Source organism: Trebonia kvetii (assembly GCF_007827045.1).
Classification (GTDB): Bacteria; Actinomycetota; Actinomycetes; order Streptosporangiales; family Streptosporangiaceae; genus Trebonia; species Trebonia kvetii.
On the sequence record NZ_RPFW01000005.1, the window covers coordinates 295,781 to 313,855 of the forward strand.

An 18,075-nucleotide genomic window follows, 5' to 3' on the forward strand; every position below is an offset into this window, starting at 1 on the left:
ATGCCAGGAAGAGTCGAGGGCAAGGTCGCCTTCATCACCGGCGCCGGCCGCGGCCAGGGCCGCAGCCACGCGGTGAAGCTGGCCGCCGAGGGTGCCGACATCATCGCGATCGACATCTGCCATGACGTCGAGGGCGCCCTGGAGATGGCGACGGCCGACGACCTCGCCGAGACGGTCAAGCTGGTAGAGGCGCAGGACCGCCGGATTGTCGCGACCCAGGCGGACGTGCGCGACCTCGACGCGGTCAAGGCCGCGGTGGATGCCGGCGTCGCCGAGCTCGGCCGGCTGGACATCGTGGTGGCCAACGCGGGCATCGCCAGCATCGGCGGCACGGTGCAGGACATGAGCGTGGACAACTGGCACAACACCATCGACATCAACCTGACCGGCCCGTGGAACACCGCCCGGGCGGCCATCCCGCACTTGATCGCGGGCGGCCGCGGCGGCGCGATCGTGCTCACCAGCTCCGTCGGCGGCGCGAAGGCGATGCCGGGAATGAGCCACTACATCTCGGCCAAGCACGGCGTCATCGGTCTGATGCGGACGCTCGCGGTGGAACTCGGCCAGCACCACATCCGGGTCAACTCGGTCCTGCCGACCAACGTGAACACTCCGATGTTCATGAACGAGGGCGCGTTCAAGATGTTCCGTCCCGACCTGGAGCGCCCGACCGCGGCCGACGCCGAGCCGATCATCGCGCAGTTCATGCACGTGCTGCCGCACGGCTGGGTCGAGCCTGAGGACATCAGCAACGCGATACTCTTCCTGGTCAGCGACGAATCCAGGTACATCACCGGGGTACCGCTCGCCGTCGACCTCGGCGCGCTGCTCAAATAACAGTCTGTCCTTATCCCGAACGGGTTGTGGCTCCGCGTGGGGCTTCCAGGCGCTGCGAGAGGTCGCCCGGGATCCCACGCGGATCGCACCGCCCTAAGATTGGTGCATGTCGTCACATGGAGCCGCCGTAGTGCGCCCCGCCTCACGGGAGATCGCCCGGGCGGCCGTGCAGGCCGAGCTGAGCCTGGCCGCCTACGACCTCGCGGTGGAGAAGGGGTACGACAACGTCACCCTCGACGACATGGCCGCGGCGGGCGGCGTTTCCCGCAGCACTTTCCTGCGCTACTTCCGCACCAAGGACCAGGCGATCCTGGTGGCGCTCAAGGCCTACGTCGAGCGCATGGCGGACGCGTTGCGGTCCCGGCCCCGCGAGGAAGACGACTGGGTGGCCCTGCGCAGCGCGATCGAGTCGTTCGTCGTGCCGATCTACACGAGGAACCCAGCGGGCGCGCAAGCGATCAGCCGGCTCGCGATGTTCACCCGGACGCTGTCGGGCACTCACCTGGAGCGGGCGGACTGGCGCACGCCGCTGACGGCCGCGCTGGCCGAGCGCCACAGCATCGCCGGGCCGGTTCCGATCGGCCTGTCGGTCAAGGTGGCCGCGGCGCTCGACTGCATGTCTCTCGCCGTGGCGCACTGGGTCGCCGTCGATGGAGCGGCGGACCTGGTAGATCTGCTCCGTGAGGCCTTCGCCGCCCTGGACGGCATGCGCGCCGCGCACGACTGAGCGGCTTACGCCGGCGGCGGAACGACCGGCGAAGGCGGCGGGGTCACCGGAGCCAGCTTCTTCGAGTCGTCGAAGCCGACGATCTTGGCCAGGTTGCCGCCGAGGATCTTGGCGCGGTCGACGTCGGGGACGTCAGCGAACTGCTCCTCGATCACCGCCTGGCTGCCGAGGAAGGTGCCCTCCGCGTGCGGGTAGTCGCTGCCCCAGTAGATGGTGTCGACCCCGGTGATGTGCCGGGACAGCACGGCGATCTTATCGTCGGCGAACTGAACGCGGAAGTTGCGCTTGACGTACTCGCTCGGCTTGAGCGGCAGCGGCCAGCGGTCGTTGATCTTGAACAGACGGCCCATGAGCTTCTGGTCGTGCGGGTCGACCCCCTCGTCCCAGAAACCAAGCCACCAGTGCGGGTCCTGCCCGGTGCCGGTGCGCCAGGCCTTGTCCATCGAGCCCATGTAGTTCGCCAGCCAGCCCGCGTTGAACTCGATCACGTTGAACATCAGGTTGGGGTGCCGCTCGCACACGCCCGCGCTGACCAGGTCGGCGATGATCCGCATCGGGCTGGCGGCCGCGGTGCTGCCGCCGCCCATGGTGCGCCCGGCGAGCAGGGCGCCGCTGAGCTCCTGCGTGCCCATGGTCATCGCGGTCAGGATGCCCTTGACCTGGCTGCCAGTGGCCGAGGTGCCGGCCTTGGAGTCGACGCCGCCCGATGCCACGTGAATGAAGATGGGCAGGCCGTTCGCCTCGGCGGCCTCCCAGATCGGCTCGTACTCCGGCGCCCAGTACGGGAAGGGCTGCGGGATCTCGGGCAGGATCAGGGCCGTCAGGCCGAGCCTGACCGCGCGCTCGATCTCCTTGACCGCGTCGGCCGCGTCGGTGGTCGGGATGGCGGCGGCGGGCCGGATCCGGTTGGCGTACGGCAGGTAGGTCTCGGCCAGCCAGTCGTTGTAGACCCGGGCGTGCGCGATGGACCGCTCGTGGATATCGGTGTACAGCGCGAAGAACGACAGGTTGGGGAACAGCATGGTCGCGTCGACGCCGTCGCGGTCCATGTCGCGCAGGATGCTGGACGGCAGCCCGTCGGGCGTCGGCCCGGGGAACTGGCGGTAGCGGGACACGGTCCAGCCCTCATACCCGGCCGTGTGCACGGTGCGGAACTGCGTGTGACCCCCAGGCACCAGCGGGTCCTCGAGGATCGTGTCTTCTTCCCACAGCGCCTGGTCGCGCATGTTCTTGGGCAGGCGGGTCTTGTAGAGGTCGACTGGCTCGACGACGTGACTGTCGCCGGAAACGATGAATTCCTTGGCCATGGCGGGGGTCTCCAGACGCTCGGCATCCGCGCTGATAGCTCTGAAACTTCAATGTCATTTATGACCCTGTGGGTTCGGACGCTACGGCGCATCCCAGGGCACGTCAACGACACGTTCCGCTAGGCAGGACGCCCCTCAGCTGAACTCAAGGGTGAGCGCCCGCAGCCCGTGGATCATGTAGGTCGGCAGGTATTCGTACCGGCGGGCGCCCGCAGGGCCGTGCGCGGCCTCGGAAACACGGATCTCGTTCGTCCTGTCGAACAGGCGCTCGATGACGACGCGTCCCTCCGCCCGTGCCAGCGGCGCGCCCGGGCAGGTGTGGATACCGGCGCCGAACGAGATGTGCTGCCGGACGTTGGGCCGGTCGATGCGCATCTCGTGCGGGCATTCGAACTGGCGCGGGTCACGGCCGGTCGCGCCGTGCAGCAGCATGATGGTGCTACCCGCGGGGATCTCCACCCCGGCCAGCGTGGTGGTCTTCAGCGCCAGGCGGAACGCGCCCTTGATCGGGCTCTCCAGCCGCAGCGTCTCCTCGATGAACCGGGGGATGAGCTCGCGGTGCTCTCGCAGCCGCTGCTGCAGCCCCGGCTCGTCGCAGATCAGCCGTAGGGCCGTGCTGAGCAGCCGGACGGTGGTCTCCTGCCCGGCGGAGAACAGGTTGGCCGCGATCCTTGCCACGTCCACCGGTTCCGGCGTCGAGCCGTCAGGGAACGTCGCCCGCGCCATGCCGGTCAGCACGTCGCCCCGCGGTTCACGCCGCAGTTCCTCGATGCGCTCGGTGAAGTAGCCGTAGAGGAAGTCGAGCGGATGGTGCGGCCGGCCCTCGTCCTCGCCGGTGTCGCCGAGCAGCCGCCGGCCGACGCCGGCCTGGCGCAGCAGCGACGGGTGATCCGACTCGGGCACGCCGAGCAGGTCGGCGATGACCAGCAGGGTGTAGGGCTGCGCGAAGTCGTCGATGAACTCGCACTGGCCGCCGGGGAGCACGACGTCGAGCTGGCGGTCGGCCAGCCGCCACATGAACTCCTCGTTCTCCTTCAGGCGCTTGGGGGTGATCAGCCCCATCAGCAGCCCGCGGTGCGCGGTGTGCTTCGGCGGGTCGAAGCTGATGATCTGGTCGCCCATCGGCACCGCGTCGCGGCACTGCTCGACCTGCTCGGTGACGTCGTCGCCGGTGAGCTCGACCGGGAACTTGAAGCTGGGCCCGGCCACGATGTTGACGTTCGAGAACGTGGCCGCGTCCCGTAGCACGGTGAGCACCTCCTCGTGCCCGGCCACCATCACCACCCCGTGGTGCGGTTCCCGCCACACCCGTCGGCCTTCGAGCAGAAAGTCGAAGTACGGATAGGTGTCGGCCGCGACGGACTCGTCGCTGAAGTAGTCGGTGGTGGTGAAGTCGGTCATGGGTCTACTCCACGTGCGTCGTCGCCGGCCAGCTGACGGGCCTGTGCCGCCGCAAGCCTTTACAGCGGGCCAGGGAACTCGTATCTTCACTATAAAAATTCAATTAGTGAACTACTAGTACTTGGTACCACAGCCGCGGTCAGAGCATCAAGGCCGGGACGAAGGGGGAGAGCAGTTGGGCAGGGTGGCAGTTGTTACCGGCGGTGCGTCAGGTATCGGCCTGGCGATCGTCCGCCGCCTCGCGACGGGCGGCGCCAGCGTGGCGCTGCTCGATCTGGACGAGGCGGCGGCCGACCGGGCGGCGGCCGAACTCCGCGGCGAGGGACTGCGCGTCGTCGGCCTGGGCGCCGACGTCAGCGACCGGGCCGCGGTGGAGAAGGCTCTGGAGGCCGCGCGCGCTGAGCTGGGTCCCGTCGAGATCATGGTGACCAGCGCGGGGCTGTCGCTGAACGCCCCGTTCCTCGACATCAGCGTCGAGGACTGGGAGCGCGTCGTCGCGGTCAACCTGACGGGAACGTTCCACTGCCTCCAGCTGGCGGTGCCCGACATGATCGCCGGCGGATGGGGACGGATTGTCACTATCTCGTCGTCGAGCGCGCAGTCGGGGTCGCGCACCCAGGCGCACTACTCGGCGGCGAAGGGCGGCGTGGTGGTGCTCACCAAGACCCTCGCGCTGGAACTCGGCCAGTACGGGATAACCGTCAATACGATCCCGCCACGGGCCGTCGTCACCCCCATGTTCCTGGCCGCGCCGTTCGCCCAGGGAGCGGCCGGCGAGGAGAACATCAAGGCGCTGGCCGCGCGGAGCCCGGTCCGCCGCCTTGGCGTGCCCGAGGATATCGCGGCCACCACCGCCTTCCTCTGCTCCGATGACGCGGGTTACATCACCGGTCAGGTCATCGGCGTCAACGGCGGCAACTACACCTGAGCGGGCATCGTTCCGCTCAGCGGGACCACCGGACGACCAGTCAGTCCAAACTATTGATCGGCCTCCGGTGCCATGCTAGAAACAGCAGACAACCAGCCTGAAACACACAGTTCGCAGGCCTCAATACCGCCACTCTGTAAGCCAATGCTTCCCAGCCGCACCACCACCGCGGACCGATGTAAAGGTTTACATCCCCCGGCTCTCGCCATGTAAAGGTTTACATTCCAGCACTGGACTGTAAGCCCCTCGCATACGAGGTCGCGGCATAACAAATGAAGGCGCACCTAACCGGCGGGACCAGTCCGCATTCTGTTTTTGACTGACCGCCCGGTATATCACAAGCGCTAACCGTGAATGCTCGGTGTTCACCGGGTCGAACCTCACAAGGCAATGAAGTCGTGGAGGGCACAGGAATGAGACCTATCAGCGAAGGGCCGGGCCGCGGCGGCACCGGACGACGGATACCCACGCGCAAGCGTTTCGCCGGGATAGCGGTGGCGGCTGCGGCCGCGGTGCTGCTCGTGGCGGGGTGCAGTTCTTCTTCGAGCACCACCAGTTCGCCAGCCGCCAGTTCGGCCTCGCCCGCGGCGTCGGCATCAACGGGCACATCGGCTTCAACGTCGCCGTCGGCCTCTCAGTCGGCCTCTACGGCCGCGACGGTGCCGGCCAGCGACGTCGGTATCACCGCCACCACCATCAAGGTCGGCATCATCGCCGACGTGAACAACCCGCTCGTCCCCGGCCTGTTCAAGGACTCGGTGAACGCGGTCAAGGCTTGGGCGAGCGAGGTCAACGCCAACGGCGGGCTGGACGGGCGCCAGGTGCAGGTCGACTTCTGCGACAGCCAGCTGAACCCGAACGCCACCACCAGCTGTGTCATCAAGGCCTGCCAGAGCGACTTCGCCCTCGTCGGCACCTCCGCCAACGCGCTGGTGGACCTGGCCGACCTCGACGGCTGCAAGAACGCCGCGGGCAAGGCCGTTGGCATCGCCAACCTGGCCGCCTTCGCCTTCGTGCCTGCGGTCTGCGACCCGGACACGTACGGCATCGGCGGCGTCAACTCGTACTGCAAGACGGCGAAGGAAGCCACTCCGACGTATGACGTGCCGGTCGGCGACACCCGCTACCTGGTGGCGCACAACCCGGGCCTGCACGGCATCTGGATGTACGACACCGACGACCCGACGTTCAAGCTCACCGAGGTGCCCCTGTTCCAGGCGGAGAGCAACATCGGCATCAAGAAGGACGGCCAGGGCTTCTACCCGCTGAGCGGCGGGGTGCCGCAGAGCGCGCTGACCCCGTTCATCCAGCAGATCAAGGCCTCGGGTTCCACGTTCGTCTACGACGACACCACGACGGCCAGCATGGTGCTGCTGCGCAAGGAAGCCGCGCTGCAGGGGGTCAACAACCAGGTCAAGGTCTGGGAGTGCAACTCGGGCTGCTACGACCCGTCCTTCGCCCAGATGGGCGGCGCGACCGTGAACGGCACCTACGCGAGCCTGCTTGAACTGCCGTACCTGAGCGACCAGAAGGCCAACCCCGACCTGGACAAGCTGATCACCGACCTCGGCGGCGCGAGCAACTTCAACAACAACGCGTTCGGCTCCTTCGTCATGGCCAAGCTGTTCCAGGACGCGGTGCAGAAGGAGATCGCCACCGGGCAGCCACTCAACCGCGCGTCGCTGTTCACCGTGCTCAACAACGACGAGCACTCGTTCAACGCCAGCGGCCTCATCGGCGCGACCGACATCAGCGGCCACCTTGGGTCCAACTGCCAGGTGCTCGTGCAGCTGCAGAACGGCACGTGGAACCGGGTGGACCCGGTCAAGCCCGGCACCTTCGACTGCAGCCCTTCCAATGTCTCGACGCTCAAGATGGCCGTCTCCTAGTAGGACTGTCATGCGGCAAACGACGAACAGGGAGCCGCCGGATGGCGTCCCGCGGACGGCGTAGGTCGGTCGGCGTGGTGGAGATGGCCCGTGACCTGGGCGTCTCCACCGCGACGATATCCCGCGCGCTGAACGGGAGCCCCTCGGTTCGTCGGGAGCTCGCCGACCGCATCCGGGCACACGCACAGGCGCGCGGCTACGTAGCCAACCGCCTGGCCCGGGCGCTGTCGGCGAGCACCAGCCGCGCATTCGTCGGATTCGTGATCCCGTACGTGGACACGCTGGCGTACTCGGCGGTGGCCGCCGAGTGCGCCAGCCTGCTGTCCGCGGCCGGCACCCAGATGATCCTGGCCATCACGGAGAACGACGCGGAACGCGAGTATGAGCAGCTCCGCGACCTGGTGGGCACCCGGATCGCGGGGCTGGTCATCTCGCCGACCACGCACCTGCTCGACGAAACCCGGCGGCTGCTCGCCGAGCTCCCGGTGGTGGAGCTGCACCGGGTATCGGGAATCGACGCACCCAGCGTGCTCGCCGATGACGAGCAGGCGCTTACCGACAGCATCGTGCACCTGGCGGCCCTCGGTCACACCGACATCGCCTACCTGGGCACCCCAAGAGAACTGTCCAATGGGGCGATCCGCCTGCGGGGCATCCGCCGCGGTGTCGCCAAGGCCGGGCTCGATCCCCGCCGCATCACCATGCGGCTGGTGGAGCCCACCCAGGAAAACGGAAGGGACGCGACCCGTGAACTGCTCACCGGCGGCCTCCCGTTTACCGCCCTTGTCGTCGGGAGCGGCTCGCTGTCGGTCGGCGCCGCCGACGCGGTCCGGTGCAGTGGCCGGCGGCTACCCGACGACCTGTCCCTGGTGGTCTACGGCGATCCCGCCTGGTTCGTGCTCGCCGATCCGCCGCTGACGATGATCCAGGTGCCGTACGCCGGGCTGGCGCGCATCGCCGCCCGCTTGCTGCTGTGCGCGCTCGACGCACGGGAGACCGGCAATCCGCCACCGGCGACCGGGCCGCACAGAGTGCTGGCCGGGCTGTGCGTGGCGGGTTCCACCGGCCCGCCGCCAGGCAGGCGACCGTGACGCGTCGTCGGCCGTGCCGCCCGCCAGCTCAGTGCAATCTCCGATGAAGGAGTCGATAGTGAACGACGGTGCCCTCGCCGGCCTGCGGGTGATCGATGCGGCGACCCTCGCGGCCGGACCGCTGATCGCCACCTGGATGGGCGAGCAAGGTGCCGAGGTGATCAAGGTCGAGCAGCCCGACGGCGGCGACCCACTGCGGCAGTGGGGTGCGCAGCGCGACGGGATCGGGCTGATGTGGAAGAGCGTGGCCCGCAACAAGAAGTGCGTCACGCTCAACCTGCGCCTCGAGGCCGGCCGTGACCTGCTGCGGTCACTCACCAGGCAGGCCGACGTGGTGATCATGAACCTGCGGCCGTCCACCCTGGACAAGTGGGCCCTGGGGTACGAGAGCCTCGCCGCGGCCAACCCCGGGCTTGTCATGGTGCACGTCACCGGGTACGGCGCGGGCGGCCCGAAGTCGGACTGGCCGGGCTTCGGCACCCTCGGCGAGGCGATGAGCGGCTTCGCGCATCTCACCGGAACCCCGGACGGCCCGCCGACCCTCCCGTCCTTCATGCTCGCGGACGGCGTGGCCGGGCTGACCGCCACCTACGCGGTGATGATGGCGCTCTACTACCGCGACGCCCGCGGTGGTACTGGGCAGCTGATCGACATCAACCTGATCGAACCGCTCGCCCGGCTGCTCGAGCAGTCGGTGCTGACCTACGACCAGCTCGGCACGATCCCGGTCAGGACCGGCAACCGGTGGGACATCAGCGCGCCGCGCAACACCTACCGGACAAGCGACGGCCGCTGGCTGGCGATGTCAGGCAGCGCCCCCTCGATCGCCATGCGCGCGCTGCGGGCGGTCGGCCGGCCGGAGCTGACCGAGGACCCGAAGTTCGCCGAGGCGCAGCAGCGGCTGCGGAACGCGGCCGAGATCGACGCGATCATGGCAGGCTGGATCGGCCAGCGCACCCTCGACGAGGCGCTGGCGGTCTTCGAGGAGGCGGGGGTCGCGGCCGCGCCCATCTACGACGCCGAGCAACTGCTCGGCGACCCGCAGCTCCAGGCACGGGGCGTCTACCCGTCGGTCGACGATGAGGAACTCGGCTCGATGCGAGTGCAGGCGCCGGTGCCCCGCTTCTCCGCCACCCCTGGCGCCATCAGCCACCTGGGCCCGCGGCTCGGCGAGCACAACGCCGAGGTCTACCGTGAGCTACTCGGCCTCGACGGCGGCCGACTGGCGGAGCTACATGAACAGGGAGTGATCTAAGCATGGCACCGACTCCGCGGCCGCGCCGCTCGGAGCTTGCCACCCCGGCCAGCAACGAGGATATGTTCGCCAAGGCCGCCGCCTCCGGCGCCGACCTGGTGTTCCTCGACCTGGAGGACGCCTGCGCGCCCGCCGAGCGGGAGAAGGCGCGCGGCAAGGCGGCGAGGGCCCTACGCGACCTCGACTGGGGGCGCACCGCCCGCGCGATCCGGATGAACGGCATCGACACGCACTGGGCCTACGGCGACGTCATCGAGGTCGTCACCATCGCCCGGGAAGCCCTCGACGTGATCATCGTGCCCAAGGTCCGCCGGGCGCGCGACGTCTGGTGGGTCGACACGCTGCTTACCCAGCTGGAGGAGACGCTCGGGCTGCGCAAGCGGATCGCGCTTGAGGTGCTGATCGAGGAGACCGAGGGCCTGCAGCACGTCGACGAGATCGCCGCCGCCAGCGACCGGCTTGAGGCGATCATCTTCGGCGCCGGCGACTTCTCCGCGTCCCAGGGCGCGCGGGTCGACACCAACTTCGACCCGCTCGTCGAATTTCCCGGCGACATCTGGCACTACGCCCGCGCCCGGATCGTTGTCGCCGCGCGCACAGCGGGCGTTGACGCGATCGACGCCCCCTTCCCCAATTACAAGGACCCAGCGGCCTACCGGGTCGCCTGCGAGCGGGCCGCCGCGATGGGCTTCCTCGGCAAGTGGGCGATCCACCCGAGCCAGGTGGAGATCGCCAACACCGCGTTCTCGCCGACTCCGGAGGAGATCGCGCACGCCGAGCGGCTGGTCGCCACCTACCGGGCGGCCGAGTCCGCGGGCAAGGGGGCAAGCGGACTGGACGGGATGCTGGTCGACGCCGCCCACCTGCGGCACGCCGCCACGGTCGCCAACCGGGCCGAACTGCTCGGCCTGTCAGGGAAGGAGCCATCGCCATGACCCGCCAGATGACCCTCGTCGGCTTCATGCAGGCCGGCAACGTGACCGTCTACTCGGGATCCTGGCGGTACCCGTCGGCCGACCTCGGGTTCCTCACCATGGACTACTACACCCGGATCGGGAAGGTGCTCGAGGAAGGCAAGTTCGACTGCGTCTTCTTCGACGACCGGCTCGCGATGCCCGGCGTCTACGGCGACTCGGTGGCCGAGGCCGTCCGGTACGGGGCCCGGCCGGTCAAGCTCGACCTCACCGCCGTGCTCGGCGGGATCATCGGCGCCACCTCCAGGATCGGCGTCGGCGCCACCTACTCGACGACCTACTACCAGCCGTACCACGTGGCCCGCACCTTCGCCACGCTCGACCACCTGTCCGGCGGCCGCGCCGCGTGGAACGTGGTGACCTCGGTCAACGACTCAGAGGCGCAGAACTTCGGTCTGTCGGCCGCCATGGACCACGACCGGCGCTACGACAAGGCCGACGAGTTCCTGCAGACGGTGTCCGCCCTCTGGGACTCGTGGGGCGACGGCGCGCTGATCATGGACAAGGAGACCGGCGAGTTCGCCGACCCGGCCAAGGTCCACGAGATCAACCACAAGGGCGAGTGGTTCTCCGTCCGCGGCCCGCTGACCGTGCCCCGCACCCCGCAGGGCCGGCCGGTGATCCTGCAGGCAGGCTCGTCAGGGCGCGGCCGGGAGTTCGCGGCCGCCTGGGCCGACATGGTCTTCACCGGCGACCCCGGCCTCGAGGTGGCGCAGCAGCACTACCGTGAGCAGAAGGAGCAGATCGCCGCCTCGGGCCGCAACCCCGACGACGTCAAGATCCTCCCGATGGCGTACGTGGTCGGGGGAGAGACCCAGGCGATCGCCGAGGAGAAGGAGCGGCTGTTCCTCGACGCCTACGTGCACCCGGTCGCGTCCCTCGCGCTGCTGTCCGAGCTGCTCAACTACGACTTCGCCAAGCACGACCTGGACGACGTGGTGACTGACGAGATGATGGCGGCGAGTTCCGGCATCCGCGGCCTGTCCATGGGGGTGCGCAAGCACCTCGGCCGCGAGGTAACCGTCCGCGACCTGGCCGCGCACCGCGCCACCCTGCTGCAGGGTCCGCGCTTCGTCGGCACCGCCACCGCCGTCGCCGACCAGATGGAGGAGTGGTTCAACTCCGGCGGCTGCGACGGGTTCGTCCTTGCCGCCACCCACCTGCCCGGCGCGTTCGAGGAGTTCGTCCGAATGGTGGTGCCTGAGCTGCAGCGGCGGGGCGTGTTCCGGCGTGAGTACACCGGGACGACCCTGCGCGAGCATCTCGGCATCGCCCGCCCGGAATCGCAGTAGCCGTTTCGACAAGGAGGTCTTCATGACGGAGCAGTTCCGCATCACGCGGATGTACCACCCCAGCTTCCACGCGCCCGACCTGGGTGAGGTGGAAGCCTGGTTCGAGCGGGTGTTCGGCGCTCCCAGCACCAATATCTACGAGACGTTCAAGGGCCGGGAGACCGGCAACTACCCCACCAACTACTCGACGTTCACCCCGATGGCGGACGTGCTGATGGACACCATCCAGCCGACCCTGTACGTGCTGAACGGCGTGCAGCAGTACGCGTCGGTGGACAGGCCGCACCTGAAGACGATCGGCTGGTTCGACGACAACCCCGAGGCCGTTTACCAGGCCCTGCGGGGCGCGGGCGTCGCCATGGTGGACCAGTTCGGCAAGCCCGCCGACAGCGAGCAGGCACCGCGGTCGGCCGGCAGCGGTGCGATGCCGATCTACTTCACCACCCCGGAGTCGGCCGGGCTGCGGCACGAGTTCCTGCCCGACTTCCCGTTCGGGCTCGACCACCGCAACGCGCCCGGCTGGACCGCCGCCGCGGCCCCCGAGGGACCGCTCGGCCTGCAGCTGTGCGCCTACCACACGCTGCTCACCGATGACCCGGTGCGGGCGCTGCACACGCTGGTCGACGCGCTCGGCGGCACCGTCTTCCACGCGGGGCGCGACGAGGTGATCGGCGCCGACGCCAGCTACGTGGCTCTGGGCGACTCGGTGCTGCAGGTCGCGGTGCCCGACCAGGGCACCGCCGCCTACGCCGACTGGACCACCACCGCCCCCAACGACACCTACCACTCGCTCACGTTCAAGGTCGCCGACCTGGACCGCGCCGCCGAACACCTGAAGTCCCAGGGCGTCGGCATCCGCTCGCGCACCGAGGACTTCCTGGTGACCGACCCGGACACGAGCATCAACGTTCCCTGGGGATTCACCACTCACCTGGTGCCTGGCGACCCCCGCGCCTGAGGCCCGCACAGCAGCAGGAAAGGCGAAACCATGACAGTGTCCCCCGCAGCGGAGCGGGTCACCGAGTCCTTCATCGACGGGGAGCCGGTGAGATCGGCCGCTACCTACCCGAACGTCGACCCCTCGACCGGTACCACTCTCGGCGACGTAGCGCGTGCGGGGGACAAGGAGATCGATCAGGCCGTGGCGGCGGCCCGCCGCGCCAGCCGGGCATGGCGGGTCACCACCCCCGAGCAGCGCTCGGACCTGCTGGCCCGGCTGGCCGGCCTGATCGACGACGAGATCGAGACGCTCGCCAGGCTGGAGAGCGAGGACAGCGGCAAGCCGCTGTCGCAGGCGCGCAACGACGCGCGGGTGTGCGCGCGCTACTTCCGCTTCTACAGCCACGTCATCGAGTCGTACTACGGCCTGAGCATCCCGCTGCGGCCGGACCTGCACGTCTACACCCGCCGCGAGCCGCTCGGCGTCACCGGCCACATCGTGGCATGGAACTACCCGATGCAGCTGTTCGGCCGGGCGGTGGCACCCGCCATCGCCGCCGGGAACTGCGCGGTGCTCAAGCCGGCCGACGAGACGCCGCGCACGGCGGTTTACCTCGCCCGGCTGGCCGCTGCGGCAGGCCTGCCGCCGGGCGTGGTCAACGTGGTCACCGGGCTCGGGCCGGAGGCCGGCGCCGCCCTCGCCGCCCACCCGGATGTCGACCATCTCAGCTTCGTCGGCTCCACCGAGGTCGGCAGCCTGATCGCGGGCGCCGCCGCCAGGCGGGTGGCGCCGGTGACGCTTGAGCTGGGCGGCAAGTCGGCGCACCTGGTGTTCGCCGACGCGGATGTCGAGCGGGCGGCGACGACGGCGGCCAATGTGATCCTGCAGAACGCCGGGCAGACCTGCTCGGCCGGGTCGCGGCTGCTGGTAGACGAACGGGTGCATGGCCAGGTGCTGCAGCGTATCGCTGAGCGTTTCGGCGCGGTGACCATCGGTCCCGGCATCACCGATCCCGACCTTGGCCCGCTGGTGTCCCGCAAGCAGCAGGACCGGGTACGCGGCTACGTGGAGTCCGCCAAGGGCGCCGACATCGTCTACGGCGGCACCGTGGCCGAGCCGGACGGCATCAGCGGCGGCGCCTACTTCAACCCCACGCTGATCGACGGCGTGGACCCGGCCGCCAGGATCGCCCAGGAGGAGATCTTCGGCCCGGTGATCACCGTCACCACCTTCGGCTCGGAGGAGGAGGCGGTCGCGCTGGCCAACGGCACCGACTACGCGCTGATCGGCGCGGTCTGGACCACGGACCTGGCCCGCGCGCACCGGGTCGCCGCCCAGGTCGACGGCGGGCAGATCTACGTCAACACCTACGGGGCCGGCGGCGGGGTGGAGCTGCCCTTCGGCGGCTTCCGCAAGTCGGGCTACGGGCGCGAGAAGGGCGTCGAGGCGCTCGATGCCTACACCGCCACCAAGACGATCGTCGTTCAGCTGTGACCAGCGAGGGAGAAAGCCCAATGAGTTCGGAACTGGACGCGGACGTCGACATCCTCATCGTGGGCGCCGGGGTGACCGGGATCTACCAGCTGTACCTGGCCCGCGAGGCGGGCTACTCGGTGCAGCTGGTGGACGCCGGCACCGGCGTGGGCGGCACCTGGTACTGGAACCGCTACCCCGGGTCACGCTACGACTCCGAGAGCTACACCTACGGGTACTTCTTCTCTGAGGAGCTGTTCAAGGAGTGGGAGTGGTCCGAGCACTTCGCCGGCCAGGCGGAGAACGAGCGGTACTTCAACCACGTGGTGGACAAGTTCGGCCTGCGCCGCCACATCCGGTTCAGCACCAGGGTCACATCGGCCGTCTGGGGCAAGGAGTCGTCGACCTGGCAGGTCACGGCGGCCGACGGGTACACCGCCAGGGCGCGTTACCTGGTGGCCGCGACCGGCGTGCTGTCGGCCCCGTTCTATCCCGATGTCCCTGGACGGGAGAGCTTCCGCGGCGAGTCCTACCACACCGGCCTGTGGCCGAAGACGGAGGTGGACTTCAAGGGCAAGCGGGTCGCGGTCATCGGCACCGGGTCGAGCGGCGTGCAGGTCATCCCGGTCATCGCCCCCGACGTCGCCTCGCTGACCGTTTACCAGCGCACGCCGAACTGGGCCACCCCGCTCAACAACCGGCCGGTCACCCCGCAGGAACAGGCCGAACTGAAGGCGGGCTTCGCGTCGATCAAGGAGACCGTCGACAAGTCGGCGTCCGGGTTCCTGCACCAGCCCTCGGCGAAGATGACCTTCGACGACTCGCCGGAAGAGCGGCAGGCGTTCTACGAGCGGACCTGGCAGCTCGGCGGGTTCGGCAAGATCATCAGCAACTACCGGGACATGACGATGAACCCGGCCGCCAACGCCGAGTGGTCCCGATTCGTCGCCGACAAGATCCGCGCCGTCGTCAGGGACCCGGCGACGGCTGAGAAGCTGATACCGAAGGACCACGGCTACGCCGGCAAGCGCCCCCCGTACGTGACCGACTACTACGAGGCTTACAACCGGCCCAACGTCTCGCTGATCGACCTGAAGGAGACGCCGATCACGGCGGTCACCGAGACCGGCATCGAGACCGCCGAGGGCCTGCGCGAGTTCGACATCATCGTCTGGGCCACCGGGTTCGACTTCGGCACCGGCGCGCTCAAGCGGATCGGCATCGTCGGCCGAGACGGCCTGCCGCTCAAGGAGTACTGGGCCGACGGGCCGCTCACCTATCTCGGCATCATGGCCCATCATTTCCCGAACTTCTTCTTCCCCGGTGGCCCGCACGGCGGGGCGGGCAACAACCCGCGGTACAACGGCGACCAGTCGGACTTCATCGCCGGCCTGCTTGAGTTCGCCCGCGAGCACGGGCACGCGGTGATCGAAGCGCCCAAGGCGCTGGAAGACGAGTGGACCACCATGGTCAACGAGGCCGCGTACACCATGTCGCCGTTCAAGGAGCTGAGCTACTTCTTCGGCAGCAACATCCCCGGCAAGGCCAAGGCCTTCCTGCTCAACTCCCTCGGGCGGCCCAAGATGCTGGAAATGATGGAGACCGCGGCCAAGAGCGATTACGCCGGGTTCTTCCCCGGCTCGGAGGACAGCGGTCAGTGACCGCCCTCAACTTCGACGGCCGGGTCGCCGTCGTCACCGGCGCCGGGCGCGGCATCGGCCGGGCCTACGCGCTGCTGCTCGGCCAGCGCGGCGCCCGGGTGGTGGTCAACGACCTCGGCGGCAGCACCAAGGGCACCGGGCACGACCCCGCGCCCGCGCAGCAGGTGGCCGACGAGATCAACGCGGCGGGCGGCACCGCGATCGCCGACTCAAGCGACGTGTCCGCCGTCAACGGCGGCCAGGCGGTGGTCGACGCGGCCGTCAATGAGTTCGGGCGGGTCGATGTCGTCGTCAACAACGCGGGCAACGTCATCTACGGCGGCCTGCCCAATGTCGAGGTCGGCGTGCTCGACGCGATTCTCGCGGTCCACGTCAGGGGGACGTTCAACGTCACCAGGGCCGCCTGGCCGCACATGCTGGCGCAGAACTACGGCCGGGTGGTGCTGACCGGCTCCACCGGGATGTTCGGCATGTCCGACAACCTCAGCTACGCCACCGCCAAGTCCGCCATGATCGGCATGGCCCAGTCCATGACCCAGTCCGCGGGCGAGCACGACATCAAGGTCAACGTGATCGCGCCGAACGCGTGGACGCGGATGGCGGGCGACCCGTCTGAGGGCATGGACAAGCTGCGCGGCGCGCGGCCGCCCGGCGCGCCGCCGCACATGGAACCCGAGCTGGTGGCGCCCATGGTCGCCTACCTGGCCCACGAGAGCTGCCCGGTCAGCGCAGGGATCTACCTGGCGGGCGGCGGGCGGTTCGCCCGGCTCTTCGTCGCTTCCACCGACGGGTACCTGCACCCGGACAACGTCGCGCCGACGCCGGAGGACGTCGCCGCCCACTGGGCGGCGATCAATGACGAGGCCGGCTACTACGTGCCGACGAGCACGCTGAACTGGTCGGCCCGCTACATGTCACACCGATTCTGAGAGGAAGGCCAAAGATGACCGACACCACCGTGTGGCCGCATCACGAGCTCGGCAAGGAACTGAGCAACTGGGGTCGCTGGGGCGACGACGACCAGATCGGCACGCTGAACTTCATCACGCCGGAGAAGCTGGTCGCCTCGGCCAAGATGGTGCGTACCGGCAAGACGATCGACTGCGGCATCCCGTTCGACAAGGACGGCCCGTTCCCGCCCGGCGGCTGGCGGCGCAACCCGCACCACCTGTTCACCCTGCTGCCGTCGGACACCGCCTCTTCAAAGGACGGCCAGATCGCCGCCGACGACGTCATCATCATGGGGCTGCAGGCCTCGACCCAGTGGGACGGGCTGGCTCACGTCGGCTACGACGGGTTCTTCTACAACGGGATGCCCGCCAGGGCGCTCAACAACTTCCAGGGCGCGTCAAGGAATGACATCGCCCAGGTGGCCACCAAGCTCGTCTCCCGCGGCGTGCTGCTGGACATCGCCGGGCTGAAGGGCGTGGAGGTACTGCCGGACTCCTACGAGATCACCACCGCCGACGTCGAGGCGGCCCAGGAGCGGCAGGGAGTGCGGGTCGAGTCCGGTGACATCGCGTGCATCCGCACCGGCTGGACCAAGTACTTCCGCGAGGGCGACCGGCAGAAGTACGTGGGCCCGACGGCCGGTCCCGGTCTTGATCTCTGCCGGTGGATCCACGACAGCGAGATCGCCGCGCTGGCGCTCGACCAGTCCAACGGCGAGGTGTGGCCCACCCCGGTGCCCGGCGCGACGATCCCGGTGCACCAGGTGATGATCCGCGACATCGGCCTGACCCTGGGCGAGATGTTCGACTTCGAGGCGCTGCGGGCCGACTGCGAGGCCGACGGGGTGTGGGAGTTCCTCTTCGTCGCCAACGGCCTGCTGGTCACCGGCGCGGTCGGCACGCCGCTCAGCCCAGTCGCGATCAAGTAGGGGGCGCCGATGACCAGCTACGCGGAGGTATTCGCGGGCGTCTACACCGCCATCGCCGCGCACGCGCAGCACCAGGACGCCGGCGACACCGACGGCATCATGGCGCTCTACACGCCAGACGCGGTGCTCGAGGTCCCGGGGATGGGTGTCTTCGAGGGCGCGGACGCGATCCGGGCCTCCTGGGACAACTGGAAGCCCAAGGGGCTGCAGCGCCATATGCCGGTCAACGTCGTGATCACCGACTGGAACGACCAGGAGGCCCGCGCCACTACCGACGTGGTGTTCATCGCCCAGGGCGACGGCGGCGCCTGGTCGGTCCAGATCGTCGCTCGCTACTACGACGTGTTCCGCCAGTCCGGTGGCAAGTGGCTGTTCAGCCGCCGGGCCGACGAGTACATCGGCTGGGCGCCGCCGGCCTGAC

Annotated in this window: 16 protein-coding genes; 14 read left to right on the forward strand and 2 right to left on the reverse strand. The window is 69.0% G+C overall.

The annotated features are described in order from the left end of the window. Together EAS64_RS26450 and EAS64_RS26455 are read left to right on the forward strand one after the other, a co-directional pair. Positions 1 to 837 carry a mycofactocin-coupled SDR family oxidoreductase gene (locus EAS64_RS26450; protein ID WP_145857267.1) on the forward strand — a complete coding sequence of 279 codons (837 nt, stop codon included), beginning with the start codon at positions 1 to 3 and terminating at the stop codon, positions 835 to 837. Positions 838 to 943: 106 nt separating this feature from the next. Beyond that, positions 944 to 1,564: a TetR/AcrR family transcriptional regulator gene (locus EAS64_RS26455; RefSeq protein ID WP_145857269.1), complete on the forward strand. Its 621-nt coding sequence runs from the start codon at positions 944 to 946 to the stop codon at positions 1,562 to 1,564. Between the two features lie 5 nt (positions 1,565 to 1,569). Here EAS64_RS26455 and EAS64_RS26460 read toward each other — a convergent pair whose 3' ends face one another. Then, on the reverse strand, positions 1,570 to 2,871 hold the full coding sequence (locus EAS64_RS26460) for an amidohydrolase family protein (RefSeq protein ID WP_145857271.1): 1,302 nt from the start codon (positions 2,869 to 2,871) through the stop codon (positions 1,570 to 1,572). Between the two features lie 135 nt (positions 2,872 to 3,006). Then, on the reverse strand, positions 3,007 to 4,272 hold the full coding sequence (locus tag EAS64_RS26465; RefSeq protein ID WP_145857273.1) for a cytochrome P450: 1,266 nt from the start codon (positions 4,270 to 4,272) through the stop codon (positions 3,007 to 3,009). A gap of 184 nt (positions 4,273 to 4,456) precedes the next feature. On the opposite strand from EAS64_RS26465, the gene EAS64_RS26470 reads away from it, so the two are divergent. From EAS64_RS26470 to EAS64_RS26525, 12 genes are all read left to right on the forward strand, one after another. Continuing rightward, positions 4,457 to 5,200 (forward strand): SDR family NAD(P)-dependent oxidoreductase, encoded by a 744-nt coding sequence (locus EAS64_RS26470; RefSeq protein WP_222849622.1) that lies wholly within the window; start codon positions 4,457 to 4,459, stop codon positions 5,198 to 5,200. 413 nt (positions 5,201 to 5,613) lie between these two features. Further along, the gene (locus EAS64_RS26475; RefSeq protein WP_145857277.1) at positions 5,614 to 7,089 is read left to right on the forward strand and encodes an ABC transporter substrate-binding protein; all 1,476 of its coding nucleotides are present in this window, start codon (positions 5,614 to 5,616) and stop codon (positions 7,087 to 7,089) included. A gap of 41 nt (positions 7,090 to 7,130) precedes the next feature. After that, positions 7,131 to 8,180, forward strand: a complete 1,050-nt coding sequence (locus tag EAS64_RS26480) for a LacI family DNA-binding transcriptional regulator (RefSeq protein ID WP_145857279.1) — start codon at positions 7,131 to 7,133, stop codon at positions 8,178 to 8,180. A 58-nt stretch (positions 8,181 to 8,238) separates the two neighbouring features. Continuing rightward, positions 8,239 to 9,435 carry a CaiB/BaiF CoA transferase family protein gene (locus EAS64_RS26485; protein WP_246115871.1) on the forward strand — a complete coding sequence of 399 codons (1,197 nt, stop codon included), beginning with the start codon at positions 8,239 to 8,241 and terminating at the stop codon, positions 9,433 to 9,435. A 2-nt stretch (positions 9,436 to 9,437) separates the two neighbouring features. Next, the gene (locus EAS64_RS26490) at positions 9,438 to 10,370 is read left to right on the forward strand and encodes an HpcH/HpaI aldolase/citrate lyase family protein (RefSeq protein ID WP_145857283.1); all 933 of its coding nucleotides are present in this window, start codon (positions 9,438 to 9,440) and stop codon (positions 10,368 to 10,370) included. Continuing rightward, the gene (locus tag EAS64_RS26495) at positions 10,367 to 11,701 is read left to right on the forward strand and encodes an LLM class flavin-dependent oxidoreductase (protein ID WP_222849623.1); all 1,335 of its coding nucleotides are present in this window, start codon (positions 10,367 to 10,369) and stop codon (positions 11,699 to 11,701) included. Before EAS64_RS26490 ends, EAS64_RS26495 begins: the two co-directional genes overlap by 4 nt. 22 nt (positions 11,702 to 11,723) lie before the next feature. Further along, complete coding sequence (locus EAS64_RS26500) at positions 11,724 to 12,659, forward strand: VOC family protein (RefSeq protein WP_222849624.1); 936 nt, start codon at positions 11,724 to 11,726, stop codon at positions 12,657 to 12,659. Between the two features lie 30 nt (positions 12,660 to 12,689). Further along, positions 12,690 to 14,135: an aldehyde dehydrogenase family protein gene (locus EAS64_RS26505; protein ID WP_145857285.1), complete on the forward strand. Its 1,446-nt coding sequence runs from the start codon at positions 12,690 to 12,692 to the stop codon at positions 14,133 to 14,135. A gap of 20 nt (positions 14,136 to 14,155) precedes the next feature. After that, positions 14,156 to 15,775, forward strand: coding sequence for a flavin-containing monooxygenase (locus tag EAS64_RS26510; RefSeq protein ID WP_145857287.1), 1,620 nt, complete (start codon positions 14,156 to 14,158; stop codon positions 15,773 to 15,775). Beyond that, positions 15,772 to 16,704, forward strand: a complete 933-nt coding sequence (locus tag EAS64_RS26515) for an SDR family NAD(P)-dependent oxidoreductase (RefSeq protein ID WP_145857289.1) — start codon at positions 15,772 to 15,774, stop codon at positions 16,702 to 16,704. The genes EAS64_RS26510 and EAS64_RS26515 overlap by 4 nt, the downstream gene beginning before the upstream one ends. A gap of 14 nt (positions 16,705 to 16,718) precedes the next feature. Beyond that, positions 16,719 to 17,654 (forward strand): cyclase family protein, encoded by a 936-nt coding sequence (locus EAS64_RS26520; protein ID WP_145857291.1) that lies wholly within the window; start codon positions 16,719 to 16,721, stop codon positions 17,652 to 17,654. Between the two features lie 9 nt (positions 17,655 to 17,663). After that, entirely contained in the window at positions 17,664 to 18,074 is a 411-nt protein-coding gene (locus EAS64_RS26525; RefSeq protein ID WP_145857293.1) for a nuclear transport factor 2 family protein, read from the forward strand. Position 18,075 lies beyond the last annotated feature (1 nt).

Excerpts from the sequence above, each read along its gene's own strand:
- EAS64_RS26450 (WP_145857267.1), top strand. The coding sequence starts at position 1 with ATGCCAGGAAGAGTCGAGGGCAAGGTCGCCTTCATCACCGGCGCCGGC.
- EAS64_RS26455 (WP_145857269.1), top strand. The coding sequence starts at position 944 with ATGTCGTCACATGGAGCCGCCGTAGTGCGCCCCGCCTCACGGGAGATC.
- EAS64_RS26460 (WP_145857271.1), bottom strand. The coding sequence starts at position 2,871 with ATGGCCAAGGAATTCATCGTTTCCGGCGACAGTCACGTCGTCGAGCCA.
- EAS64_RS26465 (WP_145857273.1), bottom strand. The coding sequence starts at position 4,272 with ATGACCGACTTCACCACCACCGACTACTTCAGCGACGAGTCCGTCGCG.
- EAS64_RS26475 (WP_145857277.1), top strand. The coding sequence starts at position 5,614 with ATGAGACCTATCAGCGAAGGGCCGGGCCGCGGCGGCACCGGACGACGG.
- EAS64_RS26480 (WP_145857279.1), top strand. The coding sequence starts at position 7,131 with ATGGCGTCCCGCGGACGGCGTAGGTCGGTCGGCGTGGTGGAGATGGCC.
- EAS64_RS26490 (WP_145857283.1), top strand. The coding sequence starts at position 9,438 with ATGGCACCGACTCCGCGGCCGCGCCGCTCGGAGCTTGCCACCCCGGCC.
- EAS64_RS26495 (WP_222849623.1), top strand. The coding sequence starts at position 10,367 with ATGACCCGCCAGATGACCCTCGTCGGCTTCATGCAGGCCGGCAACGTG.
- EAS64_RS26500 (WP_222849624.1), top strand. The coding sequence starts at position 11,724 with ATGACGGAGCAGTTCCGCATCACGCGGATGTACCACCCCAGCTTCCAC.
- EAS64_RS26505 (WP_145857285.1), top strand. The coding sequence starts at position 12,690 with ATGACAGTGTCCCCCGCAGCGGAGCGGGTCACCGAGTCCTTCATCGAC.
- EAS64_RS26510 (WP_145857287.1), top strand. The coding sequence starts at position 14,156 with ATGAGTTCGGAACTGGACGCGGACGTCGACATCCTCATCGTGGGCGCC.
- EAS64_RS26520 (WP_145857291.1), top strand. The coding sequence starts at position 16,719 with ATGACCGACACCACCGTGTGGCCGCATCACGAGCTCGGCAAGGAACTG.
- EAS64_RS26525 (WP_145857293.1), top strand. The coding sequence starts at position 17,664 with ATGACCAGCTACGCGGAGGTATTCGCGGGCGTCTACACCGCCATCGCC.